Annotated in this window: 9 protein-coding genes and 2 pseudogenes; 7 read left to right on the top strand and 4 right to left on the bottom strand. The window is 34.7% G+C overall.

Annotated elements, in window-relative coordinates; translation table 11 throughout:
• Positions 1-713, bottom strand: a pseudogene (locus tag F1Z66_RS15885) (hypothetical protein); the annotation flags it as partial.
• A 178-nt stretch (positions 714-891) separates the two neighbouring features.
• Between F1Z66_RS15885 and F1Z66_RS11805 the strand changes: the two are divergent.
• The 3 genes and pseudogenes from F1Z66_RS11805 to carB all read left to right on the top strand — a co-directional run bounded on the left by F1Z66_RS11805 (position 892) and on the right by carB (position 6,665).
• Complete coding sequence (locus F1Z66_RS11805) at positions 892-2,094, top strand: glycosyltransferase (protein WP_195907537.1); 1,203 nt, start codon at positions 892-894, stop codon at positions 2,092-2,094.
• A 75-nt stretch (positions 2,095-2,169) separates the two neighbouring features.
• Complete coding sequence (gene carA, locus F1Z66_RS11800; protein ID WP_149863830.1) at positions 2,170-3,270, top strand: glutamine-hydrolyzing carbamoyl-phosphate synthase small subunit; 1,101 nt, start codon at positions 2,170-2,172, stop codon at positions 3,268-3,270.
• A 75-nt stretch (positions 3,271-3,345) separates the two neighbouring features.
• Positions 3,346-6,665: pseudogene (gene carB, locus F1Z66_RS11795) on the top strand (carbamoyl-phosphate synthase (glutamine-hydrolyzing) large subunit).
• Here the strand turns inward: carB and F1Z66_RS11790 are convergent.
• Positions 6,662-7,516 (bottom strand): metallophosphoesterase, encoded by an 855-nt coding sequence (locus F1Z66_RS11790; RefSeq protein ID WP_149863828.1) that lies wholly within the window; start codon positions 7,514-7,516, stop codon positions 6,662-6,664. The pseudogene carB and the gene F1Z66_RS11790 overlap by 4 nt on opposite strands.
• A gap of 74 nt (positions 7,517-7,590) precedes the next feature.
• Between F1Z66_RS11790 and F1Z66_RS11785 the strand changes: the two genes are divergently transcribed.
• On the top strand, positions 7,591-7,944 hold the full coding sequence (locus F1Z66_RS11785; RefSeq protein ID WP_149863827.1) for a hypothetical protein: 354 nt from the start codon (positions 7,591-7,593) through the stop codon (positions 7,942-7,944).
• Positions 7,945-8,013: 69 nt separating this feature from the next.
• Here the strand turns inward: F1Z66_RS11785 and F1Z66_RS11780 are convergent, their stop codons facing one another.
• On the bottom strand, positions 8,014-8,664 hold the full coding sequence (locus F1Z66_RS11780) for an FxLYD domain-containing protein (protein WP_149863826.1): 651 nt from the start codon (positions 8,662-8,664) through the stop codon (positions 8,014-8,016).
• A gap of 133 nt (positions 8,665-8,797) precedes the next feature.
• Between F1Z66_RS11780 and F1Z66_RS11775 the strand changes: the two genes are divergently transcribed.
• Positions 8,798-9,565, top strand: a complete 768-nt coding sequence (locus F1Z66_RS11775) for a tRNA (adenine-N1)-methyltransferase (RefSeq protein WP_149863825.1) — start codon at positions 8,798-8,800, stop codon at positions 9,563-9,565.
• 171 nt (positions 9,566-9,736) lie between these two features.
• On the opposite strand, the gene F1Z66_RS11770 is transcribed toward F1Z66_RS11775, so the two are convergent.
• Complete coding sequence (locus tag F1Z66_RS11770) at positions 9,737-10,615, bottom strand: polyprenyl synthetase family protein (RefSeq protein ID WP_149863824.1); 879 nt, start codon at positions 10,613-10,615, stop codon at positions 9,737-9,739.
• A 332-nt stretch (positions 10,616-10,947) separates the two neighbouring features.
• Between F1Z66_RS11770 and F1Z66_RS11765 the strand changes: the two genes are divergently transcribed.
• Together F1Z66_RS11765 and F1Z66_RS11760 are read left to right on the top strand one after the other, a co-directional pair.
• Positions 10,948-11,601 (top strand): GNAT family N-acetyltransferase, encoded by a 654-nt coding sequence (locus tag F1Z66_RS11765; RefSeq protein ID WP_149863823.1) that lies wholly within the window; start codon positions 10,948-10,950, stop codon positions 11,599-11,601.
• A gap of 351 nt (positions 11,602-11,952) precedes the next feature.
• Positions 11,953-12,516 carry a nitroreductase family protein gene (locus tag F1Z66_RS11760; RefSeq protein ID WP_230207534.1) on the top strand — a complete coding sequence of 188 codons (564 nt, stop codon included), beginning with the start codon at positions 11,953-11,955 and terminating at the stop codon, positions 12,514-12,516.
• The last annotated feature ends 737 nt before the right edge of the window (positions 12,517-13,253 follow it).

Genomic DNA, 13,253 nt, shown 5'->3' with positions numbered 1-13,253 from the left:
TCATTAGCAGCTGTTGAATCAATGGTCTCATTAGCAGCTGTTGAATCAATGGTCTCATTAGCAGCTGTTGAATCAATGGTCTCATTAGCAGCTGTTGAATCAATGGTCTCATTAGCAGCTGTTGAATCACCGATCGCAAATGATTCATTTTCTGGAACCGACTGATTTGATTGTCCTATGTTGATAATAGGTTGGGATGGTTCTTCGAAATTAGTAGTATTTTCATTTGTGGTATTTTGTTGGACACCGCTAGAAGGTGTAATTATCGTAGTATTCTTGGGATTAAAGGTTGGCATACTATCATTTGCATTCGTGTTAGTACTTTGATTACCGGAAATCGGGTCTTCTGAAGTACTAAGCGGATTCTGTGTGTCTTCTTCTGCTAAATTGCTCGGCAGATCTGGGGTCATAATGAGGGAAATATTTGAGGTTACGTCGGGAATTACTTCGGAGTCAGGAGATGTTTGTGTCTCACTGTCAGGAGATGTTTGTGTCTCACTGTCAGGAGATGTTTGTGTCTCACTGTCAGGAGATGTTTGTGTCTCACTGTCAGGAGATGTTTGTAAATTAGGCTCCAGAGTTCCCGGTGAAATGACATTAGACTGAGGCGAAGAACTTTCTATTACTGTAGGATTAGAACAGAATTGGACAAACCCACATGATGCAATCTGATTTGATACATCAGAATTATTTTGTGCATAGGAATATTCCACAATGTTCTCAGAAAAAAAAACAATTGAAACTACAATTAAAATTAAACTGAAAGCATTTTTATTGGTCTTATTTTTCAGCATCAAATAAGCTTATGAATTATGTTTACTTAAAAATGTTTAGTAATGCTTTAGTATATTCTTGATTGTATATATATGGAGAATCGATAGTTTAGGTTTAGTGGCTGCAATCCTAATTTTGAACCTAATATTTATTGTAATTGTTGTCGGTGCATTTGGAATTTGGTTATATTTATTGTTCATATTAAAGAAGTCTTTTGACAAGTCACCAATAATAAAAGGTGGAAGAGATAATACAACTAATTGTGATTTATTAAGTGTTATTATCCCTGCAAGAAATGAGGAGAAATATATCGAAAATTGTGTTCAAAGTATCCTAAATCAATCTGCTAAAGCATATGAAGTCTTAATAGTGGATGATAGTTCCGAGGATTCGACTTTAACCATTGTAGAATCATTCAAGAACAATCCTAAGGTTAGGATTATTCCTGCTGGACCTAAACCTGATGGGTGGATCGGCAAAAATTGGCCATGCTATGTAGGATATAAAAATGCCAAGGGAAAATACCTTATGTTTACTGATGCGGATACTATCCACTCAAACAATAGTCTGACTGATTCATTGAATACTTTATTATTAGAAAAAATGGATGTAATAACGGCGGTACCTAGACTCATGTATCCTAATTTTATAATAAAGATGGTTCTGCCCATACTCTCAATCTTCATGTTTACCAGATATTCACCAATGCGTGTCAATGACCCCAAAGTTGAACTTGGTTACCTGTTTGGTAGTTATTTCGTAATAACCAGAGAATGTTATGAGAAAGTAGGAACACATGAGAGTGTCAAAAATGAAATAGTCGAAGATGGTGCATTGGGGAAAAAACTCAAGGAAGAAGGCTTTAAACTTCGAATGTACAGGGGTGAGAATCTTATAGATGCATTTTGGGCGCGTGATTTTAGCACTTTATGGAATTCACTGAAAAGACTAATAGTGCCACTATTCTTTACTGACAAGAAAAACTCAATACTCATAGCCGTGGGAATTTTTCTATTAATGGCCTTTCCTTACCTAATGTTTTCTTATTCAGTTGGATTTTACCTGGCTAGTTTAGTTACAGATATTAGTTATATTTTTTTATTGGTCGTATCGGTAATGTGCATTATTGCAATTTTCGGCACCAACTTCTATCAACTAAAAAGAGCAAGTACTCATAAATCTATCTATGGCTTTGGTACCCCTGTAGGTTGCTTTGTCGTGTCGATTTCATTTCTTTGGTCAATTCTAACTTCCCAAAATAGGGCAGTTATTAAATGGCGAGGTAGAGAATATGATTATAATAAACCAGTTCGTACTTAGCCCACAAAAATTTATTAATGGTTTTCCTTTGTTGGTATTAAGGGATTAAAGATTCCGACTCTTCTCAATAAAGAAATACATAATTCTGCAAAACTAATTTTAGAAGATGGATCAATTTTTGAAGGCATAGGGTTTGGTTATCCTACAAACGCTTCGGGAGAAATTGTTTTTAATACTGGAATGGTCGGATATACCGAAACGTTAACGGACCCTTCATACCGTGGACAGGTTTTATGTTTTACATATCCTTCTATTGGCAATTATGGTGTACCACGGTTTGATGATCTTGATGAATTTGACCTTCCAAAATATTTTGAATCTGATAAAATTCAAACGAAAGGCGTAATAGTAAACAATCTTTCCAATGTTTCAAGTCATTGGTCTTGCACAAAAACCTTTGATCAGTGGCTTTATGATGAAAAAATACCGGGTATAACGGGAGTAGATACGAGAGAACTAACAAAAAAGATTAGGTCATTTGGAGTAATGAATGGTCGTTTAATATTGACAGAGTCCGAATTACCAGGGGATAGTAATTTTAACTATGATTCATACAATTTCATGCCAGAAGTCTCTGTGGAAAAACCTATGTATTATGGAAAGGAGCAAAACCCCATCGTTGTCATTATTGATACTGGCACAAAATATAGTATAATAAGAAACATCTTAAGGATGGGATTCAGCGTAGTACGACTGCCTTGGAACTCCACCATTAAGGATATCTTATCATTTAGTCCTGTGGGGGTAGTTTTAAGCAATGGTCCTGGAGATCCTGTAGTTTGTAAAGAAACTATTTTAACGGCGTCAGAAATTATTGAGAATTCCATTCCAACATTAGGTATTTGTTTAGGAAATCAGATATTGGCATTAGCAGCAGGAGCTAAGACCCATAAACTCAAATTTGGACATAGGGGGCAGAACAAAAGTTGTACGGATTTAACCTCTAACAACACTTTGATAACAAGTCAAAATCATGGTTACGGAATCGACCTAGAAAGTTTGAAGGATACGGAATTCGACATTTGGTTTAAGAATATTGATGATAATACTGTTGAAGGAATATTCCATAAGAAAAAGCCTATAATTGCAGTACAATTTCATCCTGAAGCTTCACCCGGGCCTGACGACTGTCTCTATGTTTTTGATAAATTTAAGACATTGATCAGAACGTCTTAGTCAAATTTAAAAAGATATAAATTTAAAATAAAAGGTTCATATTTTTGAACAAATTGATAGTTGTGATAAAAAGCAATGCCTCGAAATCAGAGTATAAATAAAGTACTTGTATTGGGTAGCGGAGCAATAAAGATCGGAGAAGCAGGCGAAAGTTAGGAATATTTCCTAACCGCAAATTTGACTACTCTGGATCTCAGTGCTTAAAGGCCTTAAAAGAAGAGGGAATATCTACTGTTCTAATTAATCCTAACATTGCAACTATCCAAACTGATAATAAATTAGCCGATAAAGTTTACTTATTACCTATAAATACAAATTTTGTTGAACAAATTATTGAATTAGAGAGACCGGATTCTATAATGCTGAGTTTTGGTGGTCAGACGGCATTAAATTGCGGCGTTGATCTTTATGACGGTGATATATTAAAAAAATATGACGTACAGGTTTTGAATACCGCAGTTGAGGGGATCAAACTTACTGAAGACAGACAAAAGTTTAAGGATTCAATGATAAAGTGTAATGTGCCTGTATTAGAAAGTGCTACCGCTTATTCATATGAAGAGGCATTGAAGGTTTCAAAGGAAATAGGTTTTCCAGTAATTATTAGAGTTGCGTATACACTTGGTGGCAGAGGGGGAGGTGTGGCTTATAACGAATATGATCTGCATGAAATTGTGCAACGTGGGTTATCGCTTAGTATGGTTCATCAGGTCTTAATCGAGAAATACGTAGGGGAATGGAAACAGATCGAATACGAAGTAATGCGAGACTTTGAAGGGAACAGTGTGATAATATGTAATATGGAAAACGTTTTGGGAATGAAAGTTCATACAGGGGATAATATCGTGGTTGCGCCCTCCCAGACCTTGAATAACAAGGAATACCATATGCTTCGAGATGCAGCATTGCGGGCTACGTCATATTGTAAAATTAATGGTGAATGTAATATTCAGTTTGGGCTCGATCCTCTTTCTGATGAATATTGCGCCATTGAAATTAATGCTCGGCTTTCGAGGTCTTCAGCATTGGCGAGCAAAGCTACTGGCTATCCATTAGCATACATGGCGGCAAAAATAGGCCTCGGATATACTTTGCCTGAACTGCTAAACCAAATTACAAAGGTTACCTCTGCTTGTTTTGAACCCGCTTTAGACTATATGGTCGTAAAAATGCCTAGGTGGGATTTTCAGAAATTTGAGTTAGTCAAGCGGAAGCTAGGAAGTGCTATGAAGTCTGTTGGCGAAGTAATGGCAATAGGAAAGGGCTTTGAAGAAGTAATTCAGAAGGCAATACGCATGTGTGAAATAGGAAAAGATGGGTTGGTGTGCAACTCAGATGACTACGAAACTCTCGATAAGATACTAGAGGAAAATCCTGACGGGACTATAAATTATCTCAATACTCCTGAACTTGAAAAAATTGAGTATTCTTTGATTCATCCGGATGACAAAATTATTTTTAACGTTGTTAAAGCCATAAAAATGGGTTTGAGCATTGAACGAATCTACAAACTATCGTCAATCGACCCATGGTTTTTAATAAAAATAAAAAATGTAGTGGATAAGGAGGCGCAGTTACGAAAAAACCCGTTTGACTATAGAGAAATTCGAGAAGCCAAAAAGCTTGGGTTTTCAGATAAGCAATTGAGTCGATGCTTAAATATAGGACCCGAACAGGTAAGAGACTTAAGAAAAAAATTTGATATTATACCTGTAATTAAGCAGATCGATACGCTTGCTGCAGAGTGGCCTGCAAAAACAAACTATCTATATCTCACTTATAACGGATTATACGACGACATTGATCTCCATAAAGAGGTACAGAATAGGTCTATAATAGTATTGGGAGCCGGTCCTTATAGAATAGGTAGTAGTGTTGAATTTGATTGGGCAACAGTAAATATGGTTTTTGGATTGCGTCACAATAAAGAGAATAATATAGCCATAATAAACTGTAATCCTGAAACTGTATCTACCGATTATGATATACCTGACAGACTTTATTTTGAAGAATTAACCTTGGAACGAGTTTTGGATATATATGAGAAGGAGAATGCACGCGGTTTGGTGGCTTGCGTCGGGGGTCAAAGTGCTAATAACCTTGTCGCAAATTTAAGCAAGAACAACGTTTCGATTCTTGGGACTTCGAGTGCGGATGTAGATAGAGCAGAGGATCGCTCTAAATTCAGCAAGCTATTGGATGAATTAGGAATTAAACAACCTCCTTGGAAAATTTTTAAAAGTTTGAAAGAATCCAAGGATTTTGCTAATAGGGAGGGATATCCCGTCCTAGTTAGACCCTCATATGTCCTCAGTGGTGCAGCGATGAAGGTTGTTTGGAGCGAAAAACAGTTAGAACAATTTATTTCCGAAGCTTCCAGCGTTAGTCCTGATTATCCAATCGTAATTAGTAAATTTTTGGAGAATGCTTCTGAAGTTGAGGTAGATGCTATAGGTAGCAAAGATGGTATCGTTATAGGATCCATTATTGAACATATAGACAATGCTGGAATCCATTCAGGTGATGCGATGATGTGTATACCCCCATGGAGACTGAGCCGGGAAACAATGGACATCATAATGGATTACTCCGTGAAAATTGGGACTGCATTAAAGGTTATTGGGCCATTAAATATACAGTATCTGGTTAAGAACAATGAGGTGTTAGTAATAGAAGCGAACGTTCGCGCTTCTAGATCAATGCCTTTTGTATCAAAGTTTTTTGGAATAAATTTAATCGAATTGGCTGCCCAAGCTATTCTAAATAAAAATTTACCTCATTTAGATAACGAACATTGGCTGAAAAAATCCGGATTTGGGATCAAAGTACCTCAGTTTTCCTTTATGCAGCTGGAGGGAGCTGATATAATGCTAGGAGTTGAAATGCAATCTACAGGGGAAGTAGCATGTTTCGGAGATTCATTTTACGACGCCCTATCTAAATCCTATTTGGCCGCCGGATACTCGCTTCCTATTAGCGGGAAAGCTCTCATAACTGTAGGTGGAAAGAGAAACAAAGAAATACTTCAACCTATAGTTTCTTTAATTTCTTCTATGGGTTATACCATATATGCAACCGAGCATACTGCAGAATTTTATCAGCAGTCTGGAGTAGAAAATGTAGAATTGGTTTACAAAATAAGCGAGCCTGACAGACAACCTAATATACTTAATTTACTTACTGAAAGAAGAATAAATTTTATCATTAACGTTCCTTCTACATCAACAATCGAAAAGTTTGTAGGCATGTTAGATGATGAATATCAAATTCGAAGAAAGGCTGTGGAAATGGGTATTCCTGTCTTGACTACTATTGAAAGCACTGTTTCATTTGTAAAAACACTAGAATGGATGAGGCATAATAGTCCTACAGTTAAGCCTGTTAATGAACATTAATTTAAGGTTTCAGTCCTTTGGTTTGATGAAGTTCCATAGAGAAGTGTCATTACATCTTGCAAAGTACCTACTAATGTTCCATCAGTTGAATACATGTATCCATTTAACAAAGTCCAATGTTGTTTGTAAATCAACATGTCCAAAAATGGTAATTTTGATTTGTTAGGAGGTCCAACTCTAATCTTACTTGATTTGGAGTAATAATCTATCAGTTCGTTAAAATGGGGAAGTATGATTATTTCTATATTTCGTTCTTCCTGATTTTTGCCGTGTCTTGAAATTATTTTAGATAATACTATTTTCACCCAAACTTTGGAGTTATTAAAGATACTTCCATCCTTTTTTAGAACCGGGTGTAAATGACCTATGATAATTCTATTAATATCCGATGTAATCCTTGGTCTGGTATGACCGTGAAAAAGCAATACATCGTCGATTCTTAATCCGCTGGGAAGCAACAAATTTGTATTAAGCGGCAGAAGATGTGATAACTTACCATCATGATTCCCTGGTATGATGAAAATATTAAATGATTTTTCAAGTGTCCTTATGAAAAGAGGTACATTGCCCCATTCAGATTTAGTAATAATACTTGTTGAGGATTTTAAATCACCTAATATAATCAAATTGGAAATACCTGTTTTGTGTTGAACATCTAAGAGAACTCTGACCATCTCTATGACATTACCTGAAAGGTCTACTTTTAGTCCAGCCTTCCTTAATCTTTCTTCCCAACCAATATGAACGTCGGATATAATGAGAAACTTTTCTCCTGATGAACACTCTAAATTAAGTATTGGATGGGGATAAACCGGAAGGCATCTTCCTGTATGTGAATCCAAAGTTTTCATGTCTAACCAAACATTTCAATAGATAATGCAAATGTTATATCATCAGTTACAGAAAACAAGTTTCACTTATATGTATGTCCAATGTATTATATAATGATATTTTTTTGACGCAAAACAGTTTTCCCATGAAGCAATGGCATTTAGAGCATGTCGAAAAAACAATTAAGAAATTTATAACTGGATTATCGGAAACTGCTAGCATTTGGGAGAAGCGACAGCACAAGAGATATGGAACTATTGCGAATTGTTGCAAACAAGTTGACTATGATTTAAAACATGGAGTTACCATTGATGAGGTAATCCAAGTTCTCCATAAAATTAAGACTGATGAAATTTTCGCCCCTGTATTACAGGGAGAGAGTGCAACACAGAGATTTAACGAGATCGAAAAATATGTATTGTCTTTGAAAAGCCCTAGACCTGAATAAGTAATTGAAAAAGCCTATTATATTCCTCTTTTCCTCATGATAATCCCTCATAAAATGCTTTTTTCTTAATTACAAGTTATTGATGTATAGAGTATAGTTGTTTAATTTGAAGGATTGAATCTTATCTGTTACTGGGATAGTAAACGAAGCTGAACCCAGTGGTGGTATATTATATGGTTCGGTTTGGGCCTTCCAAATTCCCAACAAATTACCATTCTTGTCCACTACCGATGCAATAATTAGTGTATTATTGGACATTAAGTTCATATTATTAGTAACTCTACCACTAATATAATAAAACCCCGAGAAGTCTAATCTTGAAGTAACAGATCCAATAGTCAAATCCCTTTTAGGTTCCATTGATGTTGAATTAAATTCAAATTCAATTTTAAATGTGTTAATAAGTTCGTTAATTCCTTTATCGTAGACCAATATATCAAATGGAGAAGTTTCACCATGACTTAATGGATGCACGTCTACTTGGTTACTGTAGTTTCCTAGTTGTGAATTATTTTTTCCAAACAAGATTCCCTTGGCGTAAATATTGTCAACCGGGTTTGGGTCATCATTTTTGACTTCGCCTATCAAATGAACAAATTTGTTTTGATCATGAGTGATTGCTGAATCTACGAGTTTTAATCCAAATATCGGTATGATTGAGGATAAGATAATAATTGTAAACCCCAGAGTAAAATATAATAAGTTGGTTTTCGAGTTCAATATCACATTAAAATGTAACTTTCTCTTTTTCTTCATCCTCTCAAATTCAACCATGCTTTTGAATATTTAGCAAGATAAATTAACCCTTTGTTAATGTTTGAATTATATTTAGTCATTGTTTTAAAGGAAACTCGTGTTAATCACCGAAGGCTCATTAGTGCTCTTTTACTATAATAGCGATAAGAAATGGCTTATACGAGCTGAAAAAGAAAAAAAGTTGCATACCCACTTAGGGATAATTGATGTTGGAGCAACAATAGGACTTGAATTTGGTTTAAGCATCAATACAAATAAAGAAAAACGCATTTACCTACTGCCTCCTAATATTCATGATTTTGTTATGAAATCTCAGCGTTCTACTCAAATAGTTTACCCAAAGGATTATGGATACATAGTCGCTAGAACTGGGTTGAAGAATGGCTCGCAAGTACTTGAGATAGGAACGGGCAGTGCAGCACTTACTACATTTATTGCAAGTATCGTAATGCCAACCGGCCACGTTCATACTTATGATGTTAATGAAGATTTCATGACAACCGCTCAAAAAAATTTAACTAAATCTGGGATGATTAATTTTGTAACCCAAGAAAAGTTTGACGAGACTCGTATAAATCAGCTAAGGGATATAGATCTAGTAATAATCGATCTAGGCGATCCATGGAATTATTTGGATACTGTTCATCCAGTTATGAAAAACGGAGCTTCTGTTGTTTGCATTTGTCCGACTATGAATCAACTTGAAAATTTGGCTACTCAATTTCACTATAGTGGGTTTATAGATTCTGACTGCGTTGAGATTTTTATTAGAAAAATTGAAGCTCGCCAAGGAAAAACTCGTCCTTCTATGAGAATGATAGGACATACTACTTACCTTGGGTTCGCGAGAAAAATAATAAAATGAGCACAACTTTTTCATTTACATTTGCAAAAAAAGAATCTATATGAATTTTTCACATTAACTAATATTCAAAAAAAGTTGGATTGGACTTCAATTCATGGAGAGCAGAAAAACTGTGGAAATTAGGATTTTGGTATTTTTATTGAATCTAATCTGCGCTTTTTTATAAAACTATTATGATAGCGAGCTCAAATTAGTTAAATCTTCCAATATCTTTTTTGATCGATGATGGGTTTCTAATTTATTTAATTCCTTCTTAGCAAGCATAGAATAATTAAGGTATGTGTTTTCCATTATTTCTATGAATATGTTATCCTCGTCGTTTTGTTTTACTAATAAATTAAACAATCTCTCTTCATTGTTATAATCAATTAAATCATCATGTATCTGATAAGCAATTCCTAGAAGCCTTCCAAAATTTGAGAGAGCGTTTATTTGCTCTTCGTTACCATTAGCCAATATGGCACCTATTTTTGCAGATGCCTGGAACAATGATGCTGTCTTATTTTCAATAACGTTAATGTATTGTTCTTGAGAGATCTTGTGAGTTTTGACTAATCTTAATTCTAACATTTCACCCTGGCTCATTCGGATTGATGCGTTTGATAATTCTTGAGTAATTCTCCTGTTATTTGTCTTCGCACTGATATTAAGGATAATTCCTAAAATAAAATCTGCCGTTAATATACTTGCGTTATATCCATACTTTACATGAAAGGAAGGTAAACCTCTCCTTGTGTTGTCTGAATCAATAATATCGTCATGTATTACAGACTCGGTATGCAGTAATTCGATTGCAGCTGATGCTCCAGAAATACTTTCCATTGTTATTGAATCTACTTCGCTTAAATCAATGTTCAAAATGGACTCTGCTGCCAAATTTAAGATTAAGGGTCTTATCCTTTTCCCCCCATGGGATGCATATTTAAGAGGCTGGTAAAATTCTGACCATGAGTAACAATCTATTTCCCTAGCTAAAGATTGATTTATCTTATTAATGTATTCGCTGAAACGCTCAACAAATGGACTTAATTGAAAATCTCTGTCATTCAATAATATTTCCTAGCCTAGTTAAGTAATCGAGGATGATCTTATTAATGCTTGTTTTCATTGTTATGCTAATGGGTAAGATAGATATGTAGCTCTCTATTACCTTTTCTAAACAGAGATCTTTAACTGTAATTAGTAGGAATTTCGATATTTTTTTTGATAATTTACACCTACAATAAAGGATCCATCAAATAATGTAAGTCTTTTAAAATCTTTCTCTACATTTAAACTTCTATTAATCTGCAATTTAGATTCCTTTTATTATTGACTCTAAAAATGCATTAGCTTTGGGGAGATAAAATTTAAATCAACATTCAATTTTGTAATGGTTGTAGATGAGCTCTTTTTATGTAATAGATGCTAATTCAGTTGTTATTAGGCAGACAGAATATTCTGACATACCTGGTATCATTGAGCTGCAGAAACAGTCATTTGCAGACCTTGCAAAAATTGGCAATATTTGGAGCGAACATGAACTTCAAAATCATCTTGAAATATTTCCCGAGGGACAACTGGTTGCCGAATTAGATGGCAAAATAGTAGGGTCTGCAACTAGTCTTATTGTGAGGCTGAAAACTGAATACGCTGAGCATACATGGAATGGGGTAACCGGAAATGGTCTACTTACCACTCATGTTCGCAATGGTGACAGCCTTTATGGAGCTGATATTTCAACTCATCCCCAAGTCAGACATAAAGGTATTGGACATAGGCTTTATCAGGGTAGGAAGGACATAACGATGAAATTTAACCTAAGAAGAATGATAGCTGGAGGGCGTTTATACAATTACTGTGAATATGCAGACCGGTATGACCCATCTAATTACGCACATGAAGTGGTTGATTGCAGACTGCATGACATGGTATTAAGCTTTGACCTTCTAAATGGGTTTAAATATATTAAGATCTTGCCTAATTATTTGGAAGATACTAGATCTCTTAACTACGCTAGTTTTATCGAATGGATTAATCCACACTTTAGAACATAGGAACTTGAAATCAAATATTTCAGGATCGGATTAACCTCTATACCTTTAGGACGGTATTTTGCCAATTTTGTATTCAATTAATTCTAGTCCTATTTTTAGATAAATAAAACCTGTTGGATTATCTGAAAAAAATTTTTTTTGGTAAATACAGGACAAGACCATCGAAATTTGGCTTTGTCACGCAATTATGCAACTTAAAGTTTTGATGCTTGCATGGGGGGGGGATTTCGTTATTTTATATCAAATTATTGACTCCAACATTTGTTTCTAAATTGAATTCAAATTATTAAAAAAGCGGGAATTAAATGAATTGCATTGTAATACTCAAATCTAATCGAAAAAAGATTTGAAATGGTTAATACAGGGAACTGGAGTGACTTTAGCATGGATGCATACGAGTGCATAGTGACAAAACTTGAGGTCCGAGAGTTTGATGCTAAAAATGAAGTTTCTTCAGAAATTAGGCTCAAAATACTTGAATCTGCTCGATTAACTGGTAGTTCCCTAAATACTCAGCCATGGAGATTCATTGTAGTCCAGAATCTGGACAATCTAAAGAAATTATCTGACGATAGTACCAGTGGAAAATGGGTATTGGGTGCAAATTTTGCAATCCTAATAATGACTAATCCGTATTTTCGCTTTCATTTGATTGATGCTGGAAAAGTCGTTCAAAACATGCAACTAACCGCCTGGAATTATGGAGTTGGCTCTGCGCTATTTACAGGGATTGATGAACTCAAAATGAGGAATGACTTTTTAATCCCAATTGAATACAAACCCGTAATAGTTGTCGGATTTGGGTATCCAAAAAAAAAAGTTAATGGTAGGACCAAGAAGAAAAATCGTTTACCTTTGACCGAATTGGTCTCTTTTGAACGCTTCGGGGATTCGACTAACAGAAATTTTGCTTGAATATCTATTCATCGCTGGCTTTGTTTGTTGAAAATAAATCGCTGACTATCCATTTCTTATTCTTTAAGTTTGTCTCTCTGAAGGGTTTGAATAAGTCTGCAGTGATAGCTAAAACCGCTAGTAATAAATCTCAATAGTTTGATTTCTTCAAATTTTTTTGTATAACAAACTTCAACTGCATAAAACTTTTTAAATTATTTTTTCTCTATCTGAGGTATGAAAATTAAAACACTCTGCTCCTTGACTATTATTCCAACACTTATTTTGATATTGCTCTTGATAACTTCAGTCGACAATTATGTTCCAGAAAATCAAATTTATGGTCAAACGATTTTGGGGGATCATAATGGACATGAAGTTCATTCTATTAATATAGATATACTATCAAAGGAGAAATCTAATATTGAATTTCCAGTTTGATTTAGTGTATTTGAAATTATTCCACAAAATTTAGCCTAATGCTCAATGTATAGTCAATTCGTGGTAATTGTGTTTTCAGACTTTTCGGATTGCAGCAGCATTATTTCCTTTATTTGCGAGTTTTAACTTTTAAAATAATGAAACTCACAGGTAAAGTTATTTAAACTTCTTTTAATAATATTCGGCTCTATTCACTTAAGGAAATCTTATAGCTTGAAGATATCCCATCTCTTTTATGAACACGAGAAACAGAACACCTTCAGAATACATATGCTATGGTTTGTATTTGTATTTGTATTTGTATTTGTATTTGTATT

It is taken from the genome of Candidatus Nitrosocosmicus agrestis, assembly GCF_008389435.1.
GTDB classification, from domain to species: Archaea; Thermoproteota; Nitrososphaeria; order Nitrososphaerales; family Nitrososphaeraceae; genus Nitrosocosmicus; species Nitrosocosmicus agrestis.
The sequence above is the reverse complement of the archived record's forward strand: the minus strand, read 5'-3'. Positions and strand labels throughout refer to the sequence as shown.

Bases quoted from the DNA above. Each gene is read 5' to 3' on its own strand.
- F1Z66_RS11790 (WP_149863828.1), bottom strand. From the start codon at position 7,516: ATGAAAACTTTGGATTCACATACAGGAAGATGCCTTCCGGTTTATCCC.
- F1Z66_RS11785 (WP_149863827.1), top strand. From the start codon at position 7,591: ATGTCCAATGTATTATATAATGATATTTTTTTGACGCAAAACAGTTTT.
- F1Z66_RS11765 (WP_149863823.1), top strand. From the start codon at position 10,948: ATGAGCTCTTTTTATGTAATAGATGCTAATTCAGTTGTTATTAGGCAG.
- F1Z66_RS11760 (WP_230207534.1), top strand. From the start codon at position 11,953: ATGGTTAATACAGGGAACTGGAGTGACTTTAGCATGGATGCATACGAG.